23 protein-coding genes are annotated in these 26,882 nt (G+C 68.0%); 14 read left to right on the top strand and 9 right to left on the bottom strand.

All coding sequences use genetic code 11. The features are described from left to right. Positions 1-7 precede the first annotated feature (7 nt). The 5 genes from G8760_RS12965 to G8760_RS12945 all read left to right on the top strand — a co-directional run bounded on the left by G8760_RS12965 (position 8) and on the right by G8760_RS12945 (position 6,732). Positions 8-1,360, top strand: coding sequence for a uracil-xanthine permease family protein (locus tag G8760_RS12965; RefSeq protein WP_166351627.1), 1,353 nt, complete (start codon positions 8-10; stop codon positions 1,358-1,360). A 135-nt stretch (positions 1,361-1,495) separates the two neighbouring features. Next, positions 1,496-2,473, top strand: coding sequence for a bifunctional riboflavin kinase/FAD synthetase (locus tag G8760_RS12960; protein WP_166351625.1), 978 nt, complete (start codon positions 1,496-1,498; stop codon positions 2,471-2,473). Positions 2,474-2,631: 158 nt separating this feature from the next. Continuing rightward, positions 2,632-2,934 carry a 30S ribosomal protein S15 gene (gene rpsO, locus G8760_RS12955; protein WP_207782304.1) on the top strand — a complete coding sequence of 101 codons (303 nt, stop codon included), beginning with the start codon at positions 2,632-2,634 and terminating at the stop codon, positions 2,932-2,934. 271 nt (positions 2,935-3,205) lie between these two features. Next, positions 3,206-5,416 (top strand): polyribonucleotide nucleotidyltransferase, encoded by a 2,211-nt coding sequence (locus G8760_RS12950; RefSeq protein WP_207782303.1) that lies wholly within the window; start codon positions 3,206-3,208, stop codon positions 5,414-5,416. Between the two features lie 5 nt (positions 5,417-5,421). After that, entirely contained in the window at positions 5,422-6,732 is a 1,311-nt protein-coding gene (locus tag G8760_RS12945; RefSeq protein ID WP_425502321.1) for a M16 family metallopeptidase, read from the top strand. A gap of 91 nt (positions 6,733-6,823) precedes the next feature. On the opposite strand, the gene G8760_RS12940 is transcribed toward G8760_RS12945, so the two are convergent. Continuing rightward, positions 6,824-7,240, bottom strand: a complete 417-nt coding sequence (locus tag G8760_RS12940) for a nitroreductase family deazaflavin-dependent oxidoreductase (RefSeq protein WP_166351617.1) — start codon at positions 7,238-7,240, stop codon at positions 6,824-6,826. Positions 7,241-7,291: 51 nt separating this feature from the next. Next, on the bottom strand, positions 7,292-7,756 hold the full coding sequence (locus G8760_RS12935; protein ID WP_166351614.1) for a tRNA (cytidine(34)-2'-O)-methyltransferase: 465 nt from the start codon (positions 7,754-7,756) through the stop codon (positions 7,292-7,294). Between the two features lie 173 nt (positions 7,757-7,929). Here G8760_RS12935 and dapB point away from each other — a divergent pair, with 173 nt between their 5' ends. After that, entirely contained in the window at positions 7,930-8,676 is a 747-nt protein-coding gene (gene dapB, locus G8760_RS12930) for a 4-hydroxy-tetrahydrodipicolinate reductase (protein ID WP_166351612.1), read from the top strand. Beyond that, positions 8,673-9,164: a hypothetical protein gene (locus G8760_RS12925; protein WP_246222531.1), complete on the top strand. Its 492-nt coding sequence runs from the start codon at positions 8,673-8,675 to the stop codon at positions 9,162-9,164. The genes dapB and G8760_RS12925 overlap by 4 nt, the downstream gene beginning before the upstream one ends. A gap of 21 nt (positions 9,165-9,185) precedes the next feature. On the opposite strand, the gene G8760_RS12920 is transcribed toward G8760_RS12925, so the two are convergent. Beyond that, positions 9,186-10,034 carry an arylamine N-acetyltransferase family protein gene (locus tag G8760_RS12920; protein ID WP_166351610.1) on the bottom strand — a complete coding sequence of 283 codons (849 nt, stop codon included), beginning with the start codon at positions 10,032-10,034 and terminating at the stop codon, positions 9,186-9,188. A 97-nt stretch (positions 10,035-10,131) separates the two neighbouring features. Between G8760_RS12920 and G8760_RS12915 the strand changes: the two genes are divergently transcribed. Beyond that, a complete protein-coding gene (locus G8760_RS12915; RefSeq protein ID WP_166351608.1) occupies positions 10,132-10,713 on the top strand; it encodes a hypothetical protein in 582 nt (193 codons plus the stop codon). A gap of 113 nt (positions 10,714-10,826) precedes the next feature. Continuing rightward, positions 10,827-11,999, top strand: coding sequence for a methyltransferase (locus G8760_RS12910; RefSeq protein ID WP_166351606.1), 1,173 nt, complete (start codon positions 10,827-10,829; stop codon positions 11,997-11,999). Between the two features lie 24 nt (positions 12,000-12,023). On the opposite strand, the gene G8760_RS12905 is transcribed toward G8760_RS12910, so the two are convergent. The 3 genes from G8760_RS12905 to G8760_RS12895 all read right to left on the bottom strand — a co-directional run bounded on the left by G8760_RS12905 (position 12,024) and on the right by G8760_RS12895 (position 16,558). Further along, a complete protein-coding gene (locus tag G8760_RS12905) occupies positions 12,024-12,581 on the bottom strand; it encodes a GNAT family N-acetyltransferase (protein WP_207782301.1) in 558 nt (185 codons plus the stop codon). A gap of 202 nt (positions 12,582-12,783) precedes the next feature. After that, positions 12,784-13,956, bottom strand: coding sequence for a nitric oxide synthase oxygenase (locus G8760_RS12900; protein WP_207782300.1), 1,173 nt, complete (start codon positions 13,954-13,956; stop codon positions 12,784-12,786). 316 nt (positions 13,957-14,272) lie between these two features. After that, a complete protein-coding gene (locus G8760_RS12895; RefSeq protein ID WP_246222547.1) occupies positions 14,273-16,558 on the bottom strand; it encodes an Ig-like domain-containing protein in 2,286 nt (761 codons plus the stop codon). Positions 16,559-16,952: 394 nt separating this feature from the next. Between G8760_RS12895 and G8760_RS12890 the strand changes: the two genes are divergently transcribed. Both G8760_RS12890 and G8760_RS12885 read left to right on the top strand, forming a co-directional pair. Next, positions 16,953-18,461 (top strand): ArsR/SmtB family transcription factor, encoded by a 1,509-nt coding sequence (locus G8760_RS12890; protein WP_166351600.1) that lies wholly within the window; start codon positions 16,953-16,955, stop codon positions 18,459-18,461. Then, on the top strand, positions 18,352-19,323 hold the full coding sequence (locus G8760_RS12885) for a PrsW family intramembrane metalloprotease (RefSeq protein ID WP_166351598.1): 972 nt from the start codon (positions 18,352-18,354) through the stop codon (positions 19,321-19,323). The genes G8760_RS12890 and G8760_RS12885 overlap by 110 nt, the downstream gene beginning before the upstream one ends. Here the strand turns inward: G8760_RS12885 and G8760_RS12880 are convergent. After that, entirely contained in the window at positions 19,283-19,792 is a 510-nt protein-coding gene (locus tag G8760_RS12880; protein ID WP_166351596.1) for a dihydrofolate reductase, read from the bottom strand. The genes G8760_RS12885 and G8760_RS12880 overlap by 41 nt on opposite strands. Continuing rightward, entirely contained in the window at positions 19,789-20,583 is a 795-nt protein-coding gene (locus G8760_RS12875; RefSeq protein ID WP_166351593.1) for a thymidylate synthase, read from the bottom strand. Before G8760_RS12875 ends, G8760_RS12880 begins: the two co-directional genes overlap by 4 nt. Before the next feature lie 84 nt (positions 20,584-20,667). Here G8760_RS12875 and dapA point away from each other — a divergent pair, with 84 nt between their 5' ends. Both dapA and G8760_RS12865 read left to right on the top strand, forming a co-directional pair. Continuing rightward, positions 20,668-21,600: a 4-hydroxy-tetrahydrodipicolinate synthase gene (gene dapA / locus G8760_RS12870; protein ID WP_166351591.1), complete on the top strand. Its 933-nt coding sequence runs from the start codon at positions 20,668-20,670 to the stop codon at positions 21,598-21,600. After that, complete coding sequence (locus G8760_RS12865; protein WP_166351589.1) at positions 21,597-23,285, top strand: ribonuclease J; 1,689 nt, start codon at positions 21,597-21,599, stop codon at positions 23,283-23,285. Before dapA ends, G8760_RS12865 begins: the two co-directional genes overlap by 4 nt. Positions 23,286-23,324: 39 nt before the next feature. On the opposite strand, the gene G8760_RS12860 is transcribed toward G8760_RS12865, so the two are convergent. Further along, complete coding sequence (locus G8760_RS12860; RefSeq protein ID WP_166351587.1) at positions 23,325-24,182, bottom strand: alpha/beta fold hydrolase; 858 nt, start codon at positions 24,180-24,182, stop codon at positions 23,325-23,327. 127 nt (positions 24,183-24,309) lie between these two features. Between G8760_RS12860 and G8760_RS12855 the strand changes: the two genes are divergently transcribed. Further along, positions 24,310-26,820, top strand: a complete 2,511-nt coding sequence (locus tag G8760_RS12855) for an FtsK/SpoIIIE family DNA translocase (RefSeq protein ID WP_166351585.1) — start codon at positions 24,310-24,312, stop codon at positions 26,818-26,820. Positions 26,821-26,882: the final 62 nt, after the last annotated feature.

Genomic DNA, 26,882 nt, shown 5'->3' with positions numbered 1-26,882 from the left:
GTGCGGCATGGCGCAAGACCGTTCCGTAGAGGTGCTGTACGGCGTTGACGAGATGCCTCCGCTGCGGAAGGCGATCCCGCTGGGGTTGCAGCACGTCCTGGTGATGGTGGCCAGCAACGTGACGATTCCAGTGATCTTGGCCGGCGCCATCGGAGCTACCACCGGTGAGACGACCTTCTTGGTGCAGGTGGCGCTCCTGGTGGCGGGGATCACCACCTTGCTGCAGACGATCGGCGTGGGCCCGGTGGGGGCCCGCCTTCCGGTGGTGCAGGGCACCAGCTTCGGCTTCTTGGTCGTGGCGATCCCGCTGGCTCAGGAGTATGGGATCGCGGCGATCTTCGGCGGCGCGATCTTCGCCGGCGGGGTGCAGCTCCTGCTCGGGTTATGTCTGCGCTGGCTCAAGTCGCTGTTTCCACCACTGGTCAGCGGCATCGTCGTGTTGGTCATCGGGATCGGGTTGCTGCCCACCGGGGTCAACCTCGCTGGTGGCGGTGCGGCTGCGGAGGATTTCGGGTCCGCCACCAATCTTTTCCTCGCCGGGACAGTGCTGGTCATCATCTTGTTGGCGTATTCGATCGGTAAGGGGCTGATCAGCGCGGCGTCGGTGTTGATCGGATTGGTTGTTGGTTATCTCGTCGCGATTCCGTTCGGCAAGGTGGACACCAGCCGGATCGCCGAAGCCTCGTGGTTCTCGATTCCGCAGCCGCTGGAGTTCGGGCTGAGTTTTCCCGCGGCCGCCCTGATCGGCATGGGTGTGATGGCTATCGCCACCTCCGTCGAGACCATTGGCGATCTCGCCGCGGTCACCAAGGGCGGAGCCGGCCGGGATGTCACCGACCGGGAGCTGTCCGGTGGTGTGATGGCCGACGGCGTGGGGACGGCATTCGCGTCGGTGTTCAGCGCACTGCCCAACACGTCGTTCAGTCAGAACGTGGGTCTGGTCGCGTTCACCGGGGTGATGAGCCGGCACGTGGTATCCATTGGTGCCGGATTCTTGATCCTCGCCGGCCTCTTCCCGAAACTCGCCGCGGTGATCGCGGCGATGCCGCCCGCGGTGCTCGGTGGCGCCGCCGTCGTGATGTTCGCCATGGTGGGTGCCGCCGGTGTGCGGCTGCTCGCGGAGGCTCGCCTCGACCGCCGGGACCTGCTGATCATCGCGGTGTCGGTCGGGGTGGGCCAGGGCATGGCCGCGGTGCCGGAGCTGGTGGCGATCGCTCCCGAGCAGCTGCGGGTGTTGCTGGAGACCGGCATCGTGCCCGCCGGGTTTCTGACCGTGACCCTGAACCTGATCCTCCCGGGGCGCTCCGGCGGAACCGACTCACCACTGGGGGCGGCGCTGGCACCAGAGGCCGATACCTGAACAGCCACATGCGGCTGAAGACTCGCCCGCCTCGTACAGTGACAGTCGCCACGATCTAACCCCGTGGCGGCGTGGCCCGGTCATCGGGGAAAATGACACGCTGGCTGAAACTGCTACGAGATCTCGGGAGCTTACGTGCATTGCTGGACCGACCTCGGTCACGTCCCGTCCGGGTTCGGGCCGTCGGTCGTCACCATAGGTAACTTCGACGGCGTTCACCTCGGCCATCAGCGTGTGCTCAAGCAGATGGTGCGGGACGCTCGGGTGGCTGGTACCCGGGCGGTGGCCGTCACCTTCGATCCCCATCCGCGGCGGTTGCATCAACCCCAGCATGCCTTCGAGCTGATCGTCGGGTTGCAGGACCGGCTGGAGCTACTAGGCCAGACCGGCCTCGATGCGGTACTGCTTCAGCGGTACACCTGGGAGTTCGCCAAGCAGTCACCGGAGGAGTTCGTCCGCCGCTACCTGGTCGACGGCCTACGGGCGGCCACCGTCGTCGTCGGTCGAGACGTCCGGTTCGGATGGCAGAACTCCGGTGACCTGTCCACCATGCTGGAACTGGGGGAGCAGCATGGGTTCTCCGTGGAGGTCATCGAAGACGCCAGTCCCGTCGACGACCCAGGCGGGCACCGGCGCTGGTCATCGACGTGGGTCCGCGACGCGCTGGGCGCTGGTGAGGTCGCCGAGGCCGCGGAGATTCTGGGCCGCCCACACCGGGTCCGTGGCCGGGTGGTGCGGGGCGACGCCCGCGGACGCGAGTTGGGGTTTCCCACGGCCAACCTGGCCGAGGACAGTACCGGCATGATTCCAGCCGATGGTGTCTACGCGGGGTGGCTGACCCGGACCGTGGGCCGTGAACCAGCGCCGTCGCCACGGATGCCGGCCGCCATCTCGGTCGGGACCAACCCCACGTTCAACGGCGCTACCCGCCGGGTGGAGGTCTATGTGCTCGATCGCACCGATCTGGAGCTGTACGACGACGAGGTGCTGGTCGAATTCGCCGCCTGGCTACGGCCTACGCTCCGTTTCGAGTCCGTGGACGAACTGGTCGAGACGATGACGGCCGACGTAGACAACGCCCGTATGATCCTTCGTGAAGCCCCACCCGCTTAGAGCTTCCGCCAATAGATCGGTGGAAGCTCTTAGCCACGCCGGGAACGCGATCCCGCGGGTGTCGGGTGCAATTCGTCCTGGACAGCACGTCGCTGGTACCCTTGGCCCTGCCGTCAGAACGGCCGCGGACTTGAGAGTGCTCCGGTGGACCGACCCGGATGCGCCGCGCAACGACCCGAGGAGAGAGACACGTGTCGACAGACGCTGCTACCAAGCAGAAGATCATGGCCGAGCACGCCCGCAGCGAGGGCGACACCGGCTCGCCAGAGGTCCAGGTTGCGCTGCTGACGCACCGCATCACCCACCTGACCGAGCACGTCAAGGTGCACAAGCATGACCACCACAGCCGCCGTGGGCTGCTGCTGTTGGTCGGCCAGCGACGGCGGCTGCTCAATTACCTGAACAAGACGGACATCACCCGCTATCGTGCGCTGATCGAAAAGCTCGGATTGCGGCGATGAGCTGACCGGCCGAGGGAGCGGTGCCCCGCTGAGGGAGCCGCTCCCTTGCCGTATCGCTGAATACCCCGCCTCTGGGTGGGGACAACTGAATACACACGAACCAAGAGGGTTGCCGGCCGGCCGCTAGCTCGCCGCCGCGCACAACGGAGCCGGTCCTCGGTTGTGGTCCCCGGGCATGTCATGGCCGGGTGCCTCCATCGAAGACCGGCGCAGTGACGCGGGGGAGCAGGCACCGCACACCGGTGGCCCGCGACACACAGGAGGATGACCCGTGACGGGTCCACAAATCCAATCCGCCGAGGCCATTATCGACAACGGCCGCTTCGGCACCCGCACCGTCCGTTTCGAGACCGGCAGTCTAGCCCGCCTAGCCGCGGGCTCGGTGTCGGCCTATCTCGACGACGAGACCATGCTGCTGTCCGCCACCACGGCCTCCAGCCAGCCAAAGGAACACCTCGACTTCTTCCCGCTGACGATCGACGTCGAGGAGCGCATGTACGCCGCCGGGCGGATCCCCGGCTCGTTCTTCCGCCGTGAGGGCCGCCCCAGTGAGGAGGCCATCCTCACCTGCCGGCTGACCGACCGTCCGCTGCGGCCTACGTTCGCTCACGGGCTGCGCAACGAGGTCCAGGTGGTTATCACGGTGCTGTCCCTGCACCCCGACCACATGTACGACGTCGTGGCCATCAATGCCGCGTCGGCGTCCACCCAGCTGTCCGGGCTGCCGTTCTCCGGCCCCATCGGCGCGGTGCGTGTGGCTCTGATCGAAGACCAGTGGGTGGCGTTCCCGCACCACTCGCAGCTGTCCGAGGCCGTGTTCGACATGGTGGTCGCCGGGCGAGTGCTGCCGGATGGTGACGTCGCCATCATGATGGTCGAGGCCGAGGCCACCGTCGACACCTGGCGGCTTGTACGCGACGGTCGCACGGCGCCCACCGAGGAGGTCGTCGCCGCGGGTCTCGAGGCGTCCAAGCCGTTCATCACGGCGCTGGTGAACGCACAGCAGAGCCTCGCCAAGCAGGCCGCCAAGGATGTCGTCGAGTTCCCGGTCTTCCTCGATTACGGCGACGACGTCTACGCGGCAGTGGACTCGGCTGCCCGCTCCCAGCTCGTCGAAGCCATGGCTATTCTGGGCAAAGCCGAGCGGGAGGCTCGCCTCGACACCATCAAGGGCGAGGTCAAGGAGTCGCTGGCCAGTCAGTACGAGGGCCGCGAGAAGGAGATCAGCGCCGCGTTCCGGTCGCTCAGCAAGAGTGTGGTCCGGGAGCGGGTGCTGCGTGACCAGGTCCGTATCGACGGCCGCGGGTTGACCGATATCCGGACCCTATCGGCCGAGGTCGGCACGGTGCCGCGGGCCCACGGTTCGGCGTTGTTCGAGCGTGGCGAGACGCAGATCCTGGGCGTGAGCACGCTCAACATGCTCAGCTTGGAGCAGAAGCTCGACACCCTGGCACCGGACAAAACCAAGCGGTACATGCACAACTACAACTTCCCGCCGTATTCGACCGGTGAGACGGGCCGGGTCGGCACTCCGAAGCGGCGCGAGGTCGGGCATGGCGCGCTGGCCGAGCGGGCGCTGCTGCCGGTGCTGCCCACTCGGGAGGAGTTCCCGTACGCCATCCGGCAGGTGTCGGAGGCGCTGAGCTCCAACGGCTCCACGTCCATGGGGTCGGTGTGTGCATCGACGATGTCGCTGCTCAACGCGGGAGTCCCGTTGCGGGCGCCGGTGGCCGGTATCGCGATGGGTCTCATCTCCGGTGAGGTCGACGGCGAGGCCCGCTACGTGACTCTGACCGACATCCTGGGTGTCGAGGACGCCTTCGGTGACATGGACTTCAAGGTGGCCGGAACTCGCGAGTTCGTGACCGCCCTGCAGTTGGACACCAAGCTCGACGGCATCCCCGCCAACGTCCTGGCCGGTGCGCTGGAGCAGGCCCGTGATGCCCGGCTGACCATCCTGGACGTGATGTCCCAGGCGATCGCCGAGCCGGACGAGATGAGCCCGTACGCCCCGCGGATCATCACGGTCAACATCCCGGTGGACCAGATTGGTGCGGTGATCGGGCCCAAGGGCAAGATCATCAACCAGATTCAGGACGACACCGGCGCCGAGATCGCCATCGAGGACGACGGCACCATCTTCATCGGTGCCGCCGACGGCCCGGCCGCCGAGGCCGCCCGCAAGGCGATCAACGATATCGCCAACCCCACCCAACCCGAGGTGGGCGAGCGGTACCTGGGCACCGTCGTGAAGACCACCAGTTTCGGTGCGTTCGTCTCCCTGCTGCCGGGCAAGGACGGCTTGGTGCACATCTCCAAGCTGCGGGCGCTGGCCGGCGGCAAGCGGGTCGAGAGCGTCGACGACGTCGTCGAGGTTGGGCAGAAACTCCAGGTCGAGATCACCGAGATCGACGACCGCGGCAAACTGTCCTTGACCCCGGTGGTCGAGGAAGCGACCGAGGCGGCGTCGGAAGCCGAGTGAGTTCCATCTCCACCCGCACGCTGCTGGGGGAGGACACCGATGCGCCGGTGCGGCGCAGTGTCCTCCCCGGCGGCCTGCGGGTTATCACCGAGGCGGTCCCCACCGTCCGGTCGGTGGCGGTCGGCGTCTGGGTAGGGGTCGGCTCGGTGGACGAGCGGCCCGCGGAGGCCGGCTCGACCCACTACCTCGAACACCTGCTGTTCAAGGGCACCCTGCGGCGCAATGCGTTGGACATCTCCGCCTCGATCGAGGCCGTCGGTGGCGACCTCAACGCGTTCACCGCGAAAGAGTTCACCTGTTATTACGCGCGGGTGCTCGACGCCGATCTGCCGCTGGCGGTAGACGTCCTGGCGGACATGGTGACGTCGTCTCTGGTCGAGGCCGCCGAGGTTGACAACGAGCGCGACGTCGTCCTCGACGAGATCGCCATGCGCGACGACGACCCCGCCGATGCCGTACACGACCTCATCGCGGCCCGGATGTGGGGCGACACCCCGCTGGGCCGGTCGATTCTCGGCACCGTGGAGAGCATCACCGGGATGCGGCGCGACACGGTGCACCAGTACTACCGGCAGCATTACCGGGCGCCGAACATCGTCGTCGCTGCCGCCGGCAACGTCACCCATGAGCAGGTCGTCAAACTGGTGCTGGACACCTTCTCGGTCGGTGACTTCCTCACCGGCGACGCGGCGCCGGCACAACCCCGCATCGGTGGCCCGGCGCCGCCCGCCGACACCGGTGTGGTCCTCGCCCAACGGCAGACCGAACAAGCCAACCTGCTCCTGGCGATGCCAGGGTTGACCCGCAACGACGAACGTCGGTTCGCTCTCGGCGTGCTCAACGCCGCGCTCGGCGGCGGGATGTCGTCGCGGCTATTCCAGCAGATCCGCGAGGAACGTGGCCTGGCGTATTCGGTGTACTCGTTCGCCGCTCAACATGCGCCGGCCGGACTGTTCGGCGTGTACGTGGGCTGCCAGCCGAAGAAGGCGACCCAGGTGCTGGAGTTGACCCGGACGGTGCTGGCCGACGTCGCCGAGTCGGGTTTCGACGATGACGAGCTGGCCCGTGGCAAGGGGCAGATGCGGGGCGGCCTCGTTCTGGGGTTGGAGGACACCAGCGCCCGGATGAGCCGGTTGGCCAAAGCCGAGTTGGTGTACGGCGATCTGTTGAGCGTTGACGAGCTGCTGGCCCGGATCGAGGCGGTCACCATGGACGACGTGCGGAGTCTGGCGGCCGAGCTGCTCACCAGCCCGCCCGCGCTGGCCGTGGTGGGGCCGTTCGACGACGCGAGCCGGTTCGAGCCCACCCTCCGCTGACGCCGCACCCCGCCCCCATGCTCTCCGCCACCCTCACCGCCCCATGATCATGAACACTTTGCCGTGTCATGACACGGCAAAGTGTTCATGATCATGGGGCGGTGAGGGTGGCGACCAGCGCCGAACCGAACACCCGCGCCGTCCACCGGGTACCGGCGGGCAGCTGCGCGGCGTCGACGCCGTTCACCACCCGAGGGTTGGTGAGCTGCCAGGTGCGGCCGAGCCGAGTGAGAGTGCCGCCACCGGCGGCTTCGAGGTTGTGCTGCCAGTCGGTGGGGCCGTAGGTGAGGGCGATGACAGCGGTGCGCCGGCGGACGAAGACGAACACCACCGTGCGGTAGGCCACACCGGAGCGGCGGCCTTGGTGCCCGACGACGGCCCACGGCGGCAGATACGGTGCCCAGAGGCCCATCACCCGATTGGTGCCGATCCGGTTGAACCGGGCCAGCCAGCGCGGAAGCCGAATATGCACGAGGTCATCGTCGCACTCACCGACGGTGCGCCGCACGTGGCTCCACCCGTTGGCTAGTGGGGCGAGGCGGGGTCGCCGCGTTGCCTCCTAGAGCGCCCCGGAGAAGCCGTGCTGGCGCCACGCCTCGTAGGCGGCCACGGCGGCGGAGTTGGACAGGTTCAGCGATCGCCGCCCCGGCAGCATCGGAATCCGCACCCGGGCGGTGACGGCCGGATCGGCCAGCACCTCGGCGGGTAATCCGGTGGGTTCCGTGCCGAACAGCAGCACATCGCCCGGGGTATAGGAGATGTCGGTGAAGGGCGCCGCGCCGTCGGTGGTGAAGGCGTACACGTGGGCCGGCAGCAGCGTTTGCCATGCGGATGTGAGGTCTGGATGGACGGTGACCTTCGCGAGGTCGTGATAGTCGAGGCCGGCGCGGCGCAGTTTGGCGTCGTCGAGGTCGAAGCCGAGTGGTTCGATCAGGTGAAGGTGGGCACCGGTAGCGGCCACCATCCGGATCGCGTTGCCGGTGTTGGGTGGGATCTTTGGCTCGTGGAAGACGATGTTGAACACCGTGACGTGGACTCCAGTGGGTGACGGGCTACGCCGCTCAACTCTAGAACCCTCCCGGTGATCATTGGCTTTTGACTACCGGATCCGGTAGTCAAAAGCCAATGATCACCGGGAGGGGAGGGGAGGGGAGGGGAGGGGGCAATGCGGGCGGTCCGGGGCCGGTCGGGGAGACTATGCGCATGACTATTCGCGTGGCGGTCATCGGCGCGGCCGGCCGGATGGGTAGTGAGACCTGCCGGGCCGTCGAGGCAGCCGCCGACCTCGAGCTCGCCGGCCGGTTCGACGTCGACGACGAGCTGGGTGACCTCGCCGGCGCGCAGGTCGCGGTCGACTTCACCGTGCCCGACGCCACCCTCGGCAACGTCCGGCACGCCGTCGAACGTGGTGTACACGTCGTCGTCGGCACCACTGGCTGGACCGACGAGCGGCTGGCGGCTGTCCGCGCCGCGCTCGACGGTGCACCCGGCACCGGGGTGTTGATCGCACCGAACTTCGCCCTCGGCGCCGTGCTGACCATGAAGTTCGCGGCTGAGGCGGCCCGGTTCTACGAGTCTGTGGAGATCGTCGAGCTGCATCACCCCGACAAAGTCGACGCCCCCAGCGGCACCGCCGTGCGTACGGCGCAACTAGTGGCACAGGCTCGGCGAACAGCAGACCTACCGGCCGCGCCGGACGCGACGACGAGTGCACTCGACGGCGCCCGCGGCGCCCGCGTTGACGGTATCCCGGTGCACGCGGTTCGGCTGCGCGGCATGGTGGCGCACGAGGAGGTGTTGTTCGGTTCGGAGGGGGAGACGCTGACCATCCGGCACGACTCCTTCGACCGGGCATCGTTTATGCCGGGTGTGCTGATCGGCGTGCGCCAGGTGGTCCGGCGGCCCGGGCTGACCGTCGGGCTCGAGCACATGCTCGACCTGTGAGCGGCGAGACGCCGAGCGGCGACACCCCGAGGGGCGTACCGCGGCCGGGCCGGGACCGGTTGTGGGCCATCGCGATGGCGGTGGTGGTGGCGGCCTTCCTCGCCCTCGTGGTGTGGCGCGGGTTCCTGCTCATCCAGACCGGGGACGCCGCCGGGATCGGCATGGGGGTAGCTGTCGTCGCGCTCGCAGTGGTCGGTGTGTGGGTCCTGTGGCGGTCGGTGACGTTCGGCCTGTGGACACAGCGGCTGGCCCGGCAGCTGGAGGCTGAAGGTGGGCTCCCCGTCGACGAGTTGCCCCGGCGGCCGAGTGGACGGGCCGACCGGGACGCTGCCGACGCGTTGTTCCAACGACGTCGGGCCGAGGCGGAGGCGGCCCCGGACGACTGGCGGACGTGGTTCCGGTTGTCGCTGGCCTATGACGACGCCGGTGACCGCAGCCGCGCCCGTGAGGCGGCGCGCACCGCGATCGGACTGTACCGGCGGCCATAACCACCGGTCAGCTCTGGCCATTCAGGGACGGCCGGCGCGAACCCACTCGTCGTGGGTGGCCCGGACGCGGCGCCACAGCTTGAGCAAGACGTCGTCGCCGATACTCGTCAGGTCGAGGCCGAACTCGCCGGTCATGATGCCGAGCCACTCGTCGGCGCTGGTGACCTCGCGGCTGGTCCGGCCGTCGCCGTCGATGCGGGTGCGCACACAACCCCGGAGGACGAGCGTGTGGTCGGGCCGCCGGGACTGCACCACGAGTTTCTGCACGAAGCCGGATTCCGGGTCGGTGGACAGGCGGGTGTGCTGCGGCTCGAACTCGGCCAGCTGGGTAGGGGTGACGTCGAAGTCGTAGCCGCCGACACTGCTCATCTTGTCGTGGTCGAATCGCCACCGTTGCCCGTCGCGGTCCTCTAACCGATACGTGAACGGCGGCTGCTCCACCACGCCGGGCCGCAGGGGCAGCGGGTCGCGGAAACCGTCGCCGAACCCCACGTCGGTCAGCCAGGTGGCGCCGTCGATCTCGACGAGCAAGGCCAGGTGGTTGCCCCAGACGATGGTGTCGGTTCCGTCGGGTACGGCGGCTCGGATCAGCGTGACGTTGTACCCGAGGCTGGTCAGCAGCGCGGCGAAAGCCCCGTTGAGGTGGAAGCAATACCCGCCGCGACCATTAACGATCCGCGTCGCCGACTCGGCGGGATCGATGGTGGTGGCGCGGCCCAGCTGGATCTCGAGGTTCTCGAACGGCACGTGGTCGAGGTGAGCGCGGTGCAGGTCACGCAGGCCCGCGACGGAGGGTGCGGCCGTCCTCTCGACGTTGAGGCGCCGCACGTATTGGTCGCGAAGCTGGGGTGTGAGAGGCGAGACAGGCACCGCCCAATCGTGCCATTCCGGCACCGGCCGGGAAAGCCCGCCGCTGGTCCGGGCCGAGCCGCCCGGCCTTAGAGGCGCGGCCTATTAAGCTCGACGTGTGCTGTTCGCGAAGCGGTTCTGGGCCGGTATCGCCGACGGGTCGGTCACCGTCACGTTCCGGCGATGGAAACGAGCGCAGGTGGTGGCCGGACGCTCGTACCGGACACCCGGCGGGATCATCGACGTGGTCGCCGTGGACGTCGTCGATCCGAGGCTTATCGGTGCCGCCGACGCCCGTGCGGCTGGCTACGAGAACACGTCCGCGTTGATATCCGATCTCCGTGACGGCGCCGACCGGCTCACCTACCGCATCGAGTTCCGCCGGTCGTCAGGGCCTGACCCGCGGGCTGAGCTGGCCGCCGCCGCGGACCTCAGCAACACCGACGTCACCGAGATAAGCCAACGGCTGGACCGGTTGGACCGAGCGTCGAGGCATGGCGCCTGGACCCGGCCGACGCTTCGCCTCATCGAGCAGCATCCGGCCCGGCGGGCCGCGGACCTCGCCGAGATGGTCGGGCGGGAACGCGCCGAATTTAAGATCGACGTGCGCAAGCTCAAGAACCTGGGCCTGACGGAGAGCCTGGACGTGGGCTACCGGCTCTCGCCGCGCGGGTCGGCGTACCTTCGGACCCAGCGCTGACCGTCAGGATGCAGGGGTAGGATCGGTGTGCATCCCGATCCTGGCGCAGGTGGCGCTGCGGGTGGCCTTCCAAGAGGCACCGAAGCCACCGTCGACGTTCCCCGGAGCCCCCCATGACGACCGCCAGCTGGAGCGAGGACGGCACCCGCCGAACCGCACTCTGGCGCGCCGAGAATGGCGGGTCGGTGCCAGCCCGCATCGTTGCCGTCGACGATCAGATTTCCGCCTCGGCGGCTCTCCGGCTCGCCCGGTCAGGTTCAGGTTTGCTCTGGCGAGGTGACTTCCATAACGCCCGGCAACTCATGCGTGCGATGGATCGCCGCATCGTTCAGCGACCATCGCGTGCCCCACGAGACGCTCAACCCGCCGACGTCTTTCGCGCACACAGAAAGGCACGTTCGGAACGGGCCGCGCTCCTCGGGAAAATTCTGATCGCCCTGGAGTCTGATTACTCGATTCGCCTACGCCGAGCACCGGACGTGTGTGCGGCGTGCAGGCACGCCTATGGGCCTCCGGTACATGCGCCGACGGACGACGGTCCCGGTGCGGCATCGCTTGTTTCACTGCCCGAGCTGCTCGGTGTCATCGGGGCCTATGAGTGGCACCGCAAAGGTATCGAAGTCGCGGCATTAGGCACCCGGATCTACCCCGCGTACGGCGTCTTCGCTCCGACCCGCGACGAGTACGTCGATCTGGTTGCCGGTGCGGCTTTCCCGCGGCGCGTCGACCCTCCCGTCGTGTTCGACATCGGCACCGGAACCGGAGTGCTCGCCGCCCTCCTGGCCCAGCGTGGTGCCCGAGAAGTGGTGGCGACCGACCTCAACCCTCGCGCGGTGCAGTGCGCACGCGAGAACGTTCAGCACCTTGGGCTTGTCGACCGGGTCCGGATCGCCGAGGCCGACCTGTGGCCTGGCAACCAGCGTGCAGACCTGATCGTGTGCAATCCGCCCTGGCTGCCCGGCCACCCCACCTCGACGCTGGAACTCGGGATCTACGACCCGGCGTCCACCGTGCTGAACCGCTTCCTCACCGAGCTTCCAGATCACCTGACACCCCAAGGCGAAGGCTGGCTGATCCTCTCCGACCTCGCCGAGCACCTCGGCCTCCGGACCCGTGACGAGCTTCTCGCGCGGATCGCCGACGCCGGTCTCGCCGTCGCCGGCACACACGAAACAGCTCCTCGCCACTCACGCATCACCGATAGCACCGATCCGCTTCATGCTGCCCGAGCGCGCGAACGGACGGTCCTATGGCGACTGACCCCGCGGCTGCCACGGATGCCGTAAGTCAGGGCCACCTAGCCGCGACCGTCAGGATGTGGGGGTCAGATCGGTGTGCATCCTGATCTGGCGCAGGGTGGCGCTGCCGTCGTCGGCGAGATCCAGTGTGCGGTGCGCTGAGTCGGCCGCCCAGCCCGCTGGCTCGAGGAACCGGCGCATGTCGTCGTCCCCTACGACGAGCCACATGCGGGCCTTGGTGAACCCGTCCGCACGCAGCGTGTCGGCTACCGCCGCGATCAGGCGGGAGCCGTGGCCCTGCCCGAGCGCGTTGGGGTCGACGTGGAACGCCACGATCTCGCCGTCGTCAGGGGCCGCATCGGGGTCGTCCGACGGAGCCGTCGCGGCGAACCCGGAGACGTCGCCATGGCTGAGTGCTACCAGAACCCGGTGCCGCGCGGTTGGCGGGCGGGTCACCGCGTGCCGCCAGGCCTGGGCGAAGGTTGTGGGGTCGATGTGATTGAGGGCCGTGCGAGGAAGCAACTCACCGTACGTGCGCATCCACGCCCTGGCCTGGACGCTGCCGATGGCGTCGGCGTCGGCAGCCCACGCGAGACGGACACTTTTGTCGGCGACGGGTTGCTCATCCACCCCTCTACCCTAGGGCCTGCCTTACCGATCTTGCGGATGTGGGCGGCGTCCAGTCGTCGTTTGGCCGGCTCGGCGGGTCCGGCTCGGCGGGTTCGGCGGGCCCGGCGGGTTCGGCGGGCCCGGCGGGTCCGGGGGGCCCGGCGGGTCCGGGGGGCCCGGCGGGTCCGGGGGGTCCGGGGGATAGACCTCCGGCGGACGACGATCAGGAGCTGTCCGCCGCGTGTGGACAGCCGCCACCCCAGTCAGTGCTGGGTGGTTCCCACTGGTTGGCGGGGAGGAAGCCGGGTAGGTGCACCGATTCGTCGTAGTACTCGTGGTAAATGGGGAGCGACGCACCAGACATCGGTGGAACGACCCATGACCACTCGGCCGTGGGAGTCCGGCCGGCTTTACGTTCTTTGGCGACGAACGCCATAAAACGTTCCGACTCGCCGTGGTGGTCGGCGATCTTCACCCCGGCTCGGTCGAACGAGGTGAGTACCGCACGGTTGATCTCGACGAGTGCGCGGTCTTTCCATAACGTGCGATCGTCGCTGACGTCGAGCCCTAGGCGCCGTCCGACCAGTTCGAGTATGTCGTAGCGGTCGGGGTCGACGAGGTTGCGCGAGCCGATCTCCGAACCCATGTACCAGCCGTTGAACGGCGCGGTGGGGTAGGTGATCCCGCCGATACGCAACGGCATCGACGATATGGCCGGCACCGCGTGCCATTTCAGCCCGATGTCGGCGAACCACGACAATTCGGGGTGGCTGAGTTCGACCTCCAGTACCGCGTCCTCTGGGATGTCGAACAGGGTGATGCCGTCTTTGGCGGTCTCGATCACGAGTGGGAGCACGTCGAAGGCGGTGCCCTTGCCGGCCCAGCCTAGGCTCTCGACCCAGCGGGTGAACGGCTCGAAGTGGGGATCGCCGACGATGGTGTCGTCGCGGCGGTAACCGGCGTAGCGGACGAGTTGCTCATTCCGGATGTGTGGTGCCGGCCGGCCGGGTTCGTCGGGCCCGAAGATGGTGATGACCGGACGGATGCGGCCGTCGTTGGTCGCCAGACGGAGATGCTCGACACATTCGTTGGCGATCGAGTCCGGGTAACGCACGTGCCGGCGGTCGCGGACGACGAGGCTGCGCCAGTACAAGCGGCCAATGCAGCGATTCGCGTTGCGCCAGGCCACCCGCGCCCCGAATTCCAACTCCGCGCTGGTGTGGGTGAACACGCCTCGTTCGTCGTGCTCGCGTACCGCGGCGGCCAATCGGATGAACGGGTCAGGTGCCGAACGGTCTTCGGCGGCCCGTAGCCGGAAGAACTCCTCGGCTTCGTCGAGATCGACTGGTTGTGGCGGCGGGACAGGAAGGCCCCGCTGTCGGCCATCGGTTGTCACAGACCCTCCCTCTGGCAGCCCACGCTTAATGAAGGTCGAGTCTGTGAATAAACCCCGGAAATGACTCTTCCCTCCGCCCATGATCACTATGCCACGAATTATCGTGATCCGTAACCGGACGTCCCATCGGGTAAACGGACGAGTCAACCTCGCCCGATCGGGGGTTGAGATGCCGTGAATGGCTGCCGAGGTGGGGGTGACCGTGGCCGCCCTGTGAGTCTCACAGCTGGGGGAGGCGGCCACGGTCACGCCGACGCGGCCGGGTTCCATGTCGAGGCTCGACGCGGAACCCGGCCGCTGATCGAGGCCAGCAGCTCTAGTGTGCTGACGTGGCGCGGATCCGGAGTCCGGCGGCGCCCGCGGCAATCAATGCGAGTGCTGCGGCCCCGGCCAGGACCACGATGCCGGCGCCGGTGTTGGGCAACTCGTCGTCGCCGTTCTCGGTGCCCTCATCGGTGCCGGATTCCGTTCCGTCGGCGTCGCCGTTCTCCGCACCGTCGTCGCCGCCGGCTGCGGTACCGTCCTCGGCGGCCGACTCGCTCCCGTCGTCGTTGCCGCCATCGGTGCCGGATTCGCCACCGCTTTCGGTGCCGGAGTCGCCATCTTCGTCACCCGGCTCCTCTGGCGGTTCGGGGTCGCCGGACGAGTGGACGGTGATCGTCACGGTGGCGGGAGCCGACGTACCGCCGTCGGTGCCGACGGTGAAGGCGAAGTGGTCATCACCGGTGAACTCGGCTGCCGGCGTGTAGACCAACTCCGGTGCCTCGCCGGTGAGCTCACCGTGCTCGGGCCCCGCCTCAACCGTCCAGGTGACGGTCTCGTCGTCGAAGCCGGAGCCCGTCAGCGTGATCTCTACCGGCTCGCCGGACCGCGTCTCGACGTGCTGGTCGTCCGCGGTAAGAGACGACCCAGGTGTCTCGACGCATCCGGAACCCGTCTTCAGGCCGAGCCCGTCGCGGATGGCGTCCAGGTAGAAGCAGCCGTCTCGGACGTTGGGCTCGATGTTCCCGCCCTCGTCCCACTCGTTCCAGGCGAAGAACAGGGCGTAGTTGTCCATGTTCTTCGGACGAGTGGACTCCGCCATGTCCTCGCGGATGTTGCGCACCACGCCGCGGAAGTCGTCTTTGGCGTAGTCGGTGAAGTAACGCACCTCGTCCTTGTTGTCATGGCTGATCTCGACGCCGTACCTGGTGCGCTCGTCGAAGTTGGACATCCCGCAGCGCATGAGGTCGAGGTCGGACGAGACGGCGCCGAAGAGGCCCCGCTGATTCGCCACGTACTTGGCGTAGGACTGGTCGGGGTCCTCGATCGCCGGGCCGTCGGTGCTGCAGTACGCACCGTCGGCGCCGAGTCCGGGCGCCCGGTTCGCGTCCGTGGCCCCATGGCTGATGGTGACGTAGATCTCTTCACCCAGCGAGTCCCGTGCCTGCGTCCGCACCTCCTCGATGAACGCCGCGATGTCCGCGTCGGTGTTGCTACCCAGTCCACGTGTGTCGCACAGGCTCAGGATCTTGCGGCCGTCGTTGGCCCGCAACGTGTTGGGCTGGGCCAGATACTTCGTCACGAGTGTCTCGGCGACCACCGGGAACTGGTCGGCCGGGATCGTGAGCGGCCCCCAGGGGTGTGCACACACCGCTACCGTGAAGTCGATGTCGTGTACGTTGCCTGCCTGGAGGAACGCGGCCAGGCCGACGTCGCTGGAGTACTCCTGCTGGGTCTCGCCGTTCCAGTACCAATAGGCGCTGAAGAAGCTGAGGCCAGCCGAGGTGGCCTGGGTGATGTGTTTTTCCCAGGTCCGCGGGTCGGAGTCGTCGTAATAGCCGATCGACGGCTTGAGGTGGCCGAAATCGGTGTCGGGCCAGTTGTCGGCGCCGTTCGGGTGGCCGTCGAAGAAGTCGCGGACGCCACACCAATAGTCGCGGCGGCCGTACTCGGCTTCACACAGCGACTCCTTGTGGTGTCCTCCCTCGTGCCACATCGGGAAGTAGATGGCGCCCGCTTTGATCCAGTCGTCGTAGACGTAGCCCAGGGTGCCGTCCAGCTCGTAGCCGGCATCGAGAAACTCGTCCGTGCGGGAGGCTGGAGCGATCCGCCAATCTTCGCGGTCGGGCATCCTGAATCGGGCCAGCGCGATCATGTCGTCGGTGGCGGTGTCTTCGGTCCACACGTAGGCGCCCACACCTTCGTCGACCCACCCCTTGTCGACCAGCCGGGTGCGCTCGTCGTCGTTGACGCTCAATAGCCATGCGGTGGCGTCGCTACGGGGTTTGAGCCGGTGCACGGGGATCGTGCCGTCGGCTTCGGCGCGCGGCAGGTAGCCCAGCACGCCGGGGGTTTCGGTCATGCCGAACTCAGCGACGGCACGCCGTGCTTCGACGATGTCGGCGGTGTATAGGCGGCCTTCGCCGCTGCTGGCGGTCAGTTCGATCAGCGGCCGGGGCTCCTGCGCGAAGCGTTGCTCGGCCGCGGTGGGGCCTACCTCCATCTCGATCGATTCGTCAGCGGTTGCGACGCCGGCAAGTAGTGTGTGGCCGACCAGCGCCGTCGCGGCGATCCCGGCCGCGAGGCGCGACACCCGAAGGCGCCGACCACGTTGATCCACAGTCAACTGTTTCTCCTGACTTCTCTTGGTGATCACTCAAGCCGCCGGCGGGCGAGGGCCCGCTTGAGCCCGCGGGTGTTCGCCGGTGGCTGCCGGTCGACATCGTGGGGGGAGGTGGAAGTCGGGACCAACGTTTAAGGCGGGCCTAAATTCTCGGGTCGCCCACGGTGGACGGCTGTTCGCGTGCGCGGCGGCGGCCATGGATCGACGAACCTGCCTGTTGTAGTACGGTTGTGCGACATAACGGCGCGGATCTCGGAGCCTCGCTCGAATCAAGGTCGTCACCAGGGCCGAGCCGCTCAACCGCGGGCGAGACGGGCATAGTCCGGACCGCGGGCGGCCAGCAGGCCCGGAAGTGTGGCGATGGCACAACTTGTCAGAAAGGACGGGCACCATGCCGTTCTCCGACCTCCCTCCGTACCAGGGTCATGGCAGCCGGGTCACGAGCCGCAAGCACGTCCACGACGTGGTGCTGAGCTTGACGGACATGGCCCGAATCCGGTTCGCGCACTCGCCAGTGCGGGAACTGGTAGCCAGCGTGCGTGTCCTGCACGAAGCCCGCCGCCGGCATCCCTTCGTGCCATGGCTGCGCAGCGTCGACCCGCGGCAATGCCTGGAGCGGTGGCCGCTCCTGACCACCGTGGTCACCGACCCGGCCTGGAGCTGGCGGACCGCCAAGATCAGCTTCCTGACCCCGTTTCCCTGCCGCCCGTGGCCAACGATCGACGACGAATTGTCCGCCCTGGCCACCACCCCCTGTGGGTTGATTCGCGAGCAGATCGAGCAGTCTTTCCCGGCCGGATCGATCCCCCGTCCATGGCGGCGCGTCCATGCCGACCCAGTCGGCTTCACCGGGGAACTCGTCGAGCAGATGGCCACCTACTGGGACTACGCCATCGAGGCGATCTGGGCGCGGCTACGGGCGTTGTGTGCGGCCGACGTGTCGTATCGCATGGAGCAGTTCGCGACGGGGGGTCTCGCCCGGTTGCTCGATGATCTGCACCCCGATGTCCGCCTGCTCCGGGACCGGCTGCGGATCAGCAGACCCGGCAGCGTCACCGGGAAGTTGGAGGCGCGCGGCGGTGGGATCCTGCTGATACCGTGCTTCTTCGCCTGGCCGGGCCTGAACGCCGGCTGTGACGACGCCGGCCGGATCACCGTGAGCTACCCGCCCCGTGGCGTCGGTGGGCTCTACGCGTTACCCGACACCGACCACGCCCAGAGCCTGGACGCGCTGCTCGGGCGGACCCGGGCCGCGCTGCTGACGACCTTGGTGCTCCCCGCCACGACCACCGATCTCGCGGCCCAACTCGACGTGAGCCCGGCAGCGGTCAGCCAGCATTTGCGGATCCTCAAGTCCGCCCGGTTGGTCGAAGGGCACCGGCGTGGCCGGAGCGTGCTCTATCAGCGCACGCCGATGGCGTCGTCGTTGCTGTCCGGCCGGGATGGACGAGACAGCGGTGCGGACCATCACCGCCGCGACGTGCACGACGGCCGGGACAGCCAGACCGGCGGCACCAGCCGCGGTGGCCACAACGGCAGGGACGACGATGACGACGTGCACCGGGTGTCGGCGTGCCTTGTTGGCCGCCGTCGCCGGCTGCCGCCGCGGATATGGAGTCCTCCGTCACCCCCCGTGTACGCTCTGCGGCGTGGTTATCACGGGGGGAACCGTTCAGCGACACCACGAGCCGTTCGTGGTCCAGCAACGCCGATGGGTGTTCTGGCCCATTCTCGGCATGGTGGTGGCGGCCGTCTGTGCGGTGGCGGTGATCGGCATTGCTGCTACCGAGGTGTCCAGAGACGCGGTGGTCACCGCTGCCGTGCTCGCGTTGCTGCCGGTGATGCTGCTCATCGGGACTTTCCTATGGTTGGACCGATGGGAGCCGGAGCCCGGCCGTAACCTGCTGTTCGCCTTCATGTGGGGCGCCGGAGTAGCCACCCTGGGTGCGCTGCTGATCAACTCGGCGGTGGGTGTCACCTACGGTCCAGCGGCGTCCGCGGTGATCTCGGCCCCGGTCGTGGAGGAGGCCCTCAAAGGGGCGTTCCTGGTCGGCATGTTGTGGTTCAACCGTCGTCAGCTCGACGGCATCGTCGACGGTGTTGTGTATGCCGGGATGGTCGCGGCTGGTTTCGCGTTCGTCGAGAACATCTTGTACTTGGGCCGCGCCTTCGACTCCGTCTACACCGACGCGTGGCTGACCTTTGTGCTGCGTGGTGTGGTCACGCCATTCGCGCATCCGCTGTTCACCGTCTTCATCGGCGTCGCGGTCGGCCTGGCCGCGCGGCGGCGTGGCTTCTGGAACGCGGTGTTGCTACCGGCGGCCGGTTATGTCGTGGCGGTGGCGCTGCACGCGTTGTGGAACGGGGCCGCCGTGTGGGATGACGGCAGTGCGTTCTTCTCGATCTACTTCTTGGTGATGGTGCCGCTGTTCGTCGGCATGGTGGTGTTGGCGTTGTGGAAGCGGCGTCGGGAACGGCGCATCGTCGCTGAGCAACTGCCCCGGTTCGCGGCGGCCGGCTGGATCGGCGCGGACGAGGTGGCGTGGTTGAGTTCGATGCGGGCTCGGCGCCGCTGGCGGCTGGCCGCGGGGGCGCGTGGCGGGCGTTCCGCGGTGCGCGCGGTAGCGGCCTATCAGACCGTCGTCACCGAGCTTGCCTTCTTGTCGGACCGGATTTCGCGCGGGATGGTCGGGCATGACGCGCCACGCTGGCATGCCGAGGTCATGCACGAACTGGCCGCCGCGCGCTGCGGGTGTAGGTGACGAAGTCGAATCCGTCATGCGGCTCCCGCGACACCTCGTCCCATTCCGACCAATCGACGTCGGGGAAGAACGTGTCGCCGGCCGGCTCGGCATGGACCTCCGTCAGCTCCAGCCGGTCGGCCAGACCCAACGTCTGCGTATAAATCTGCGACCCGCCGAGCACGTACACGGTGTCGTCGATCGAGGCGGCCAACTCCATCGCGTCGGCCACCGACGTCGTCACGTGAATGCCGTCGGCCACCCATCCCGGTTGCCGCGTGACCACGACCGTGGTGCGGCCGGGGAGCGGACGGCCGATGGAGTCATACGTCCGCCGGCCCATCACCAGCACGTGCCCCATGGTCAACTGTTTGAACCGGCGCCAGTCTTCCGGTATGCGCCAGGGGATGTCACCGCCGCTGCCGATCACGCCGTTCCGTGCGACGGCCGCGATCAGCGTCACCGTGGCCCCGGGGTGCTCCGTTGTCATACCGCGATCGGCGCTTTGATAGGTGGGTGCGGGTGGTAGTCGAGGAGATGCACGTCGTCATACTCGAACTCGTCGATACTGCGACGTTCCGGGTTGAGCTGGAGTGTGGGCAGCGGCCGCGGCTCTCTGCTCAGCTGCAGGCGGGCCTGCTCGACGTGGTTCAGGTACAGGTGAGCATCACCGAGCGTGTGCACGAACTCTCCCGGGCGCAACCCGCACACCTGCGCCACCATGTGGGTGAGCAGCGCATACGACGCGATATTGAACGGAACGCCGAGGAAGACATCGCCCGAACGTTGGTACAGCTGGCAGGACAACCTGCCGTCGGCGACGTAGAACTGGAACAGCGTGTGGCACGGCGGCAGCGCCATCTCGTCGATGTCGGCGGCGTTCCACGCGCTGACGACGTGCCGCCGAGAGTCCGGGTTGGTGCGGATGGAGTCGATGACCTGGGCGATCTGGTCGACGGACCGGCCATTGGGTGCGGGCCATGACCGCCACTGGAAGCCGTACACCGGCCCGAGCTCGCCGTCGGCGCCGGCCCACTCGTCCCAGATGGTGACACCACGTTCCCGCAGCCAGTGAGCGTTCGTCGAACCACGGAGGAACCACAACAGCTCGAGGACCACGGACTTCATGTGCAACTTCTTCGTCGTGACCGCTGGGAATCCAGCGTCGAGGTCGAACCGCATCTGGTGCCCGAAAACACTGAGTGTGCCGGTGCCCGTGCGATCGGCTTTGCGCGTGCCGTGGTCCAGCACGTGCCGAAGGAGGTCGAGATACTGCCGCACGCCTGGCAATCTAACACCGCGCGGCACGCCGGGCTGAGGGACGCGCCGCTCGCGGGGTACCAGGGACGCGGTACCCTTCGGTGCATGGCCGACGAGCTCTTCACCCTCGCCGCGGCGACCACCGGCACGCCCGCGTCGGCGCCGTTCGGACGGGTCCTGACGGCGATGGTCACCCCCTTTCATGACGACGGCAGCCTCGACCTCGACGGGGCGGCGGCGCTAGCCGAGCACCTGGTCGAGCGTGGTTGCGACGGTCTCGTGATCAGTGGCACCACCGGCGAGAGCCCCACCACGTCCGACGCGGAGAAGGACGCGCTGCTCCGTGCCGTCGTCGACTCGGTGAAAGGCCGGGCCAAGGTAGTCGCGGGGGTGGGCACCTACGACACCCACCACACCGTCGAGCTGGCCCGGTCGGCCGAGAAGGCCGGCGCGCACGGCCTGCTGGTCGTCACGCCGTACTACAACAAGCCGCCGCAGGAAGGGCTGGTCCACCACTTCCGTACCGCGGCCGACGCCACCAACCTTCCGGTCATGCTGTATGACATTCCCGCCCGCTCCGGGGTCGCCATTCGGAGCGAAACCCTGTACCAGCTGGGCGAACATGAGCGGATCGTCGCGGTCAAGGACGCCAAGGGCGACGTCTTCGCCTCCTCCGAGGTGATGGCCCGGACCGGATTGGCCTATTACAGCGGTGACGACGCACTCAACCTGGCGCTGCTGACCCACGGCGCGGTGGGTGTCGTGAGCGTCGTAGCGCACGTCGCGGCCCGCGAATACGCGCAGATGACCCGCGCCGTCGACTCCGGCGACCTGGTTCGAGCCCTGCGCCTGCACCGGCAGCTGATCCCGGCAGTGCGCGCGATCATGACCCGAACACAAGGAGCTATCATGGCCAAGGCCGCTGCTCAAGCCCTGGGGATCATCCCCAGTCGGCAGACCCGCTCGCCCCTTCCGCCCGCCACCGACGAGCAGGTCGCGCAGTTGCGCGCGGACCTCGCCGAGGCGGGCCTCCTGTGAGCCACCCGCATCCCGAGCTGCCCGAACCGCCACCACTCGCCCCGGGGGCGCTGCGGCTGGTGCCACTCGGCGGTCTCGGCGAGGTCGGCCGGAACATGATGGTCTTCGAGCATGCCGGTCGGCTGTTGATCGTCGACTGTGGTGTGTTGTTTCCCGAAGACCACCAGCCGGGTGTCGACCTCATCCTGCCGGACTTCGAGTACATCCGGGACCGGCTCGACGACGTCGAGGCCATCCTGTTGACCCACGGCCACGAAGACCACATCGGCGCGGTGCCGTTCCTGCTGCGGGAGAAGGCCGACATCCCGGTGGTCGGGTCCCGGCTGACCCTGGCGCTGATCGAGGCCAAGCTCAAAGAGCACCGGATCGACGCCTACCAGCTGGAGGTCAAGGAGGGGCAGCGGGAACGATTCGGCCCGTTCGACGTCGAGTTCCTCGCGGTCAACCACTCGATTCCGGACGGTCTGGCGATGGCCATCCACACCGAGGCCGGCGTCGTGTTGCACACCGGCGATTTCAAGATGGACCAGCTGCCGCTCGACGGCCGGCTCACCGACCTCAATGGCTTCGCCCGGCTGGGCGACGCCGGGGTAGACCTGTTCCTGGTCGACTCCACCAACGCCGAGGTGCCCGGGTTCACACCACACGAACGCGACATCGCCGCGGTGCTCGACAGCACGTTCGCCGCCGCGCCGGGCCGAGTCATCGTCGCGTCGTTCGCGAGCCACGTCCACCGCGTCCAGCAGGTGCTCGACGTCGCCGTACGACACGGCCGCAAGGTCGCGTTCGTCGGCCGGTCGATGGTGCGCAACATGGGAATCGCCCGCGACCTCGGGTACCTCACCGTGCCGGACAAGACCCTGGTCGACCTGAAGAGTATCGACGACGTTCCGCCGGACAAGTTGGTGCTGATGTCGACCGGTTCGCAGGGCGAACCCATGGCGGCGTTGTCCCGCATCGCCAACCGCGACCACCCGGCGATCCGGGTGACCGACGGCGACGTCGTGATTCTCGCGTCCTCGCTCATCCCCGGCAACGAGAACGCCGTGTCGCGGGTGATCAACGGGTTGACCCGCGCCGGCGCCACGGTTGTGCACAAGGGCAACGCCATGGTCCACACCTCCGGACACGCCGCTGCCGGTGAGCTGTTGTACACGTACAACCTCGTCAAGCCGCGCAACGTGATGCCGATCCACGGCGAGGCCCGACACCTGCACGCCAACGCCGAGATCGCCATCAAATCCGGGGTGCCGCGGCAGCGGGTGGCCATCGCCGAGGATGGTGTCGTCGTCGATCTGATCGACGGCCGGGCCCGGGTGGTAGGTGCGGTTCCCTGTGGCTACGTATACGTCGACGGCTCCAACGTCGGTGGCTTGGCCGAAGCGTCGTTGAAAGACCGCCGGATCCTCGGCGAGGAGGGGTTCATCTCGGTGGTCGTCGTGATCGACTCCGTCACCGGCAAGGTCACCGGTGGCCCCGAGATCCATTCACGCGGGTTCGCGGAGGACGACAGCGTGTTCGACGAGATCCGGCCCGCGCTGGTGAAGGCGGTCGAGCAGGCTGCGGAAGGTGGCAATGCCGACACCTACCAGCTGCAGCAGACCATGCGTCGCACCATCGGCCGCTGGGTGGGCGGCAGGTTGCGCCGCCGACCCATGATCATTCCGGTGGTCGTCGAATCCTAGGCATCGCCGCAGGGGCCGGGTCCGTGTCACTGGGCCGCGTCAACCCTGCTGGGCAAGGTGATCAGCGATCAGCCGGGTCGTTTCGGCGGGGCGCTCCACGGGTGGCAGGTGGCCGGTGTCCGGTAGGTCCACTCGGCGCGCACCGGGGATACCGCTGGCCAACAGCCCGGACACCTCCTGCACCGGTGGGATGTCGGCCAGCCCGTTAACGACGAGTGTCGCAGCCGCGACGTCGCCGAGGCGCCCTACGGCTGGTGGTTCGGTCCACTGCGGGACCAGCGCGGAGCCGCGGCTCCACATGCGGCGGAAGACAACCCGGCACATGTCGACCGCCAGTTCCCACACCTCGGGGGAGAGGGCGTCCGGACTCCGGTCCGGCCCGGCCACCATCAGGCTGGCTTGTGCCCGCGCCATCGCTTCGACGTCATCGGGGTCGACGTGCTCGGCGGTTCCGTCGGCATACTGGCGTAGCCGTTCAGCGGGCACCGCGCCGTAGACATGTTCTTCGGCCAGTTTCTGCATTTCCGGTGGCCAAACGTGCCCGGACAGGCCCGAGCAGATGAGGGTGAGGGAGGTGACGCGGTGCGGTGCGGACAAGGCGGCGTCGACGGCGTACGCACCCCCGTAGGAGCATCCGACCAGGGCCGCACGGTTGATGTCGAGGGCATCCATCAGACCGATGAGGTCGTCGTGGTGGGCGGCAGCGCCGGTGGCGTCCGCGGACTCGCCGTGGCCGCGCCAGTCATAACGGACGACGCGATGGCCGGCGGCGAGTGCGGTGAACTGCTGCTCCCACATCCGTCGGTCTGCGATACCAGCGTGGACGAATATGACGGCCGGGCCGGAACCGGCCTCGTCGTAGGCGAGTTGAGTGCCGTGTACGGGAATGAACACCATGAGCCGGACCTTAAGCCAAGCTAGTGCCCAGGAAAGGCCGTGTTCGCCGAGGGCACGTGACGCAAACCGGGCACGCCGGGGCGTGTGTGACTGAAGATACGAGTGTGTCGCGTGTAGCCTGATCTTTATGGCGACCCGTACCACCACCGCACCCGCCGCGTCCGCGCGATCGCGAGGTAATGCCGGGGCGGCGCGGAAACGCCCCGCATCGCGCGGCACGTCCTCGCGACGGCCGCCGGCCCGCCGTCCACCGGCTCGCCGGCCGGCCCAGCCCGGTGCCGGCATCCGGCTGTTCCGCGCCATCGGGCGGGGCATCCAAGCCATCTGGATGGGCCTGGCCCACCTCATCGGTGGGGTGGCGCGGCGGCTGGGGTCCACCGCCAAAGACATCCCCACCGAGCAGCGCCGCGACGGCGCGGGTCTCGCGCTCATCGGCGTCGGGGTGGTTGTCGCCGCGGTGATGTGGTGGTCGGTCGACGGAGCTGTGGCCGGCGTCATCCACGATGCCGTGGCCGGCGCGGTCGGCACCGCCGGGTATGTGGTGCCCGTATTGCTGGTCATGGCCGCGTGGCGGACGATGCGCCGGCCCGACGTCAACCGGCCGACCAGCCAACAGGTGGTGGGGTGGACGTGTTTGTCGCTCGGTGCGCTCGGCCTGGCCCACCTGGCCGGCGGAATGCCTCGACCGGTCGACGGTGCGGAGGCGTTGCAACGCTCCGGCGGTGCGGTCGGGTACGTCGCGTCGACGGTGCTGGCCGACCTACTCACGTCCTGGGTCGCGGTCCCCTTGCTGATTCTCCTGACCCTCTTCGGGATCCTCGTCGTCACCGGCATCCCGCTCTACGAGGTTCCCAGCTACGCTGCCGTCGCCTGGGACCGGATCTCCGTCGTCCTCGGGTTCCGTCGTCTCGACGGAGAGGAAGAGCGGCCGATCAGCCCACGGCGGCGTAAACAGAAAGAAGCCGCCCTCGTTCCCACCGACGAGGAGCCGTACGACTCACCGGTGCTTCGCGAGAAGCCGAAGAAGAAGCCGGAGGCCGAGACTCCTACTCAGGTGGCGCCGCCGCCCCCACCGGATCCGGCGCCCGAGGACACCGCGGCGACGGTGGTGGAAGAGCCACCTCCTCACACTCCGGTGCCTCAGCGCGTGGAGCAACTCGCCCTCTCGGGGGACATCACCTACACGTTGCCGTCCAGCGACGTTCTACGCCAGGGCAGCGCCCACAAAGCACGCACGCCGGCGTCGGACGCGGTTGTCGAGGCGCTGCGCGGGGTGTTCGAGCAGTTCAACATCGACGCCGAGGTCACCACTTACACGCGTGGGCCGACGGTCACCCGCTACGAGGTGGAGCTCGGCTCAGCCGTGAAGGTGGAGAAGGTCACCGCGCTGACCAAGAACATTTCCTACGCGGTGGCCAGCGCCGACGTCCGGATCCTGTCGCCGATCCCGGGGAAGTCCGCGATCGGCATCGAGATCCCGAACACCGACAAGGAGATCGTCAGCCTTGGCGACGTGCTGCGATCGTCGGTGGCGCGTAAGGATCACCACCCGATGATCGCCGGCCTGGGCAAAGACGTCGAGGGCGGGTTCGTCGTCGCCAACCTCGCCAAGATGCCGCACCTGCTGGTGGCCGGCGCCACCGGGTCGGGTAAGTCGAGCTTCATCAACTCGATGATCACCTCGGTCCTCATGCGGGCCACACCCGACGAGGTACGCCTGATCATGGTGGACCCGAAGCGCGTGGAGCTGTCCGCCTACGAGGGTGTACCGCACCTGATCACCCAGATCATCACCAATCCGAAGAAAGCCGCCGAGGCGCTGCAATGGGTCGTACGCGAGATGGACATGCGCTACGACGATCTTGCCGAGTTCGGCTTCCGGCACGTCGACGACTTCAACAAGGCGGTCCGTGCGGGCAAGGTGAAGGTGCCCGAAGGGAGCGAACGGGTCCTCACGCCGTACCCGTACCTGCTGGTGATCGTCGACGAGCTGGCCGATCTGATGATGGTGGCCCCCCGCGACGTGGAAGACGCGGTGGTGCGGATCACCCAGCTGGCCCGGGCCGCCGGCATTCATTTGGTTCTGGCCACCCAGCGCCCGTCGGTCGACGTCGTCACCGGCCTGATCAAGGCCAACGTGCCGTCGCGGCTGGCATTCGCCACGTCGTCGCTGGCCGACTCCCGAGTGATTCTGGATCAGCCGGGTGCGGAGAAGTTGGTGGGTCAGGGCGACGGGCTCTTTCTCCCCATGGGAGCCAGCAAACCGATCCGCGTGCAGGGTGCGTGGGTCACCGAGTCCGAGATCGCGTCCGTGGTGGACCACTGCAAGGAGCAGTTGGCCGCGTCGTATCGCGACGACGTCGCCGCGCCGACCACGGCCAAGCGGGAGATCGACGAAGACATCGGCGACGACCTCGATCTGCTCTGTCAGGCGGCTGAGCTGGTCGTGAACACCCAGTTCGGATCCACGTCGATGCTGCAACGCAAGCTGCGGGTCGGGTTCGCGAAGGCGGGCCGGCTGATGGATCTCATGGAGAGCCGGGGCATCGTTGGTCCGTCGGAGGGCTCCAAGGCCCGCGACGTGCTGGTGAAGCCGGACGACCTCGCCGAGGTGCTGTCGACGCTGCGCGGCGACTAGGGCCTGTCGCGCCAACCATTGGTGCCTGGTGCGGTGAGGGCTCGTTGGAAACCGTTATCTGG

It is taken from the genome of Phytoactinopolyspora limicola, assembly GCF_011320225.1.
GTDB classification, from domain to species: domain Bacteria; phylum Actinomycetota; class Actinomycetes; order Jiangellales; family Jiangellaceae; genus Phytoactinopolyspora; species Phytoactinopolyspora limicola.
This window is presented reverse-complemented; position numbering and strand designations above follow the sequence as displayed.

Bases quoted from the DNA above. Each gene is read 5' to 3' on its own strand.
- G8760_RS12965 (WP_166351627.1), top strand. From the start codon at position 8: ATGGCGCAAGACCGTTCCGTAGAGGTGCTGTACGGCGTTGACGAGATG.
- rpsO (WP_207782304.1), top strand. From the start codon at position 2,632: ATGCGCCGCGCAACGACCCGAGGAGAGAGACACGTGTCGACAGACGCT.
- dapB (WP_166351612.1), top strand. From the start codon at position 7,930: ATGCGCATGACTATTCGCGTGGCGGTCATCGGCGCGGCCGGCCGGATG.
- G8760_RS12910 (WP_166351606.1), top strand. From the start codon at position 10,827: ATGACGACCGCCAGCTGGAGCGAGGACGGCACCCGCCGAACCGCACTC.
- G8760_RS12890 (WP_166351600.1), top strand. From the start codon at position 16,953: ATGCCGTTCTCCGACCTCCCTCCGTACCAGGGTCATGGCAGCCGGGTC.
- G8760_RS12880 (WP_166351596.1), bottom strand. From the start codon at position 19,792: ATGACAACGGAGCACCCCGGGGCCACGGTGACGCTGATCGCGGCCGTC.
- dapA (WP_166351591.1), top strand. From the start codon at position 20,668: ATGGCCGACGAGCTCTTCACCCTCGCCGCGGCGACCACCGGCACGCCC.
- G8760_RS12860 (WP_166351587.1), bottom strand. From the start codon at position 24,182: ATGGTGTTCATTCCCGTACACGGCACTCAACTCGCCTACGACGAGGCC.
- G8760_RS12855 (WP_166351585.1), top strand. From the start codon at position 24,310: ATGGCGACCCGTACCACCACCGCACCCGCCGCGTCCGCGCGATCGCGA.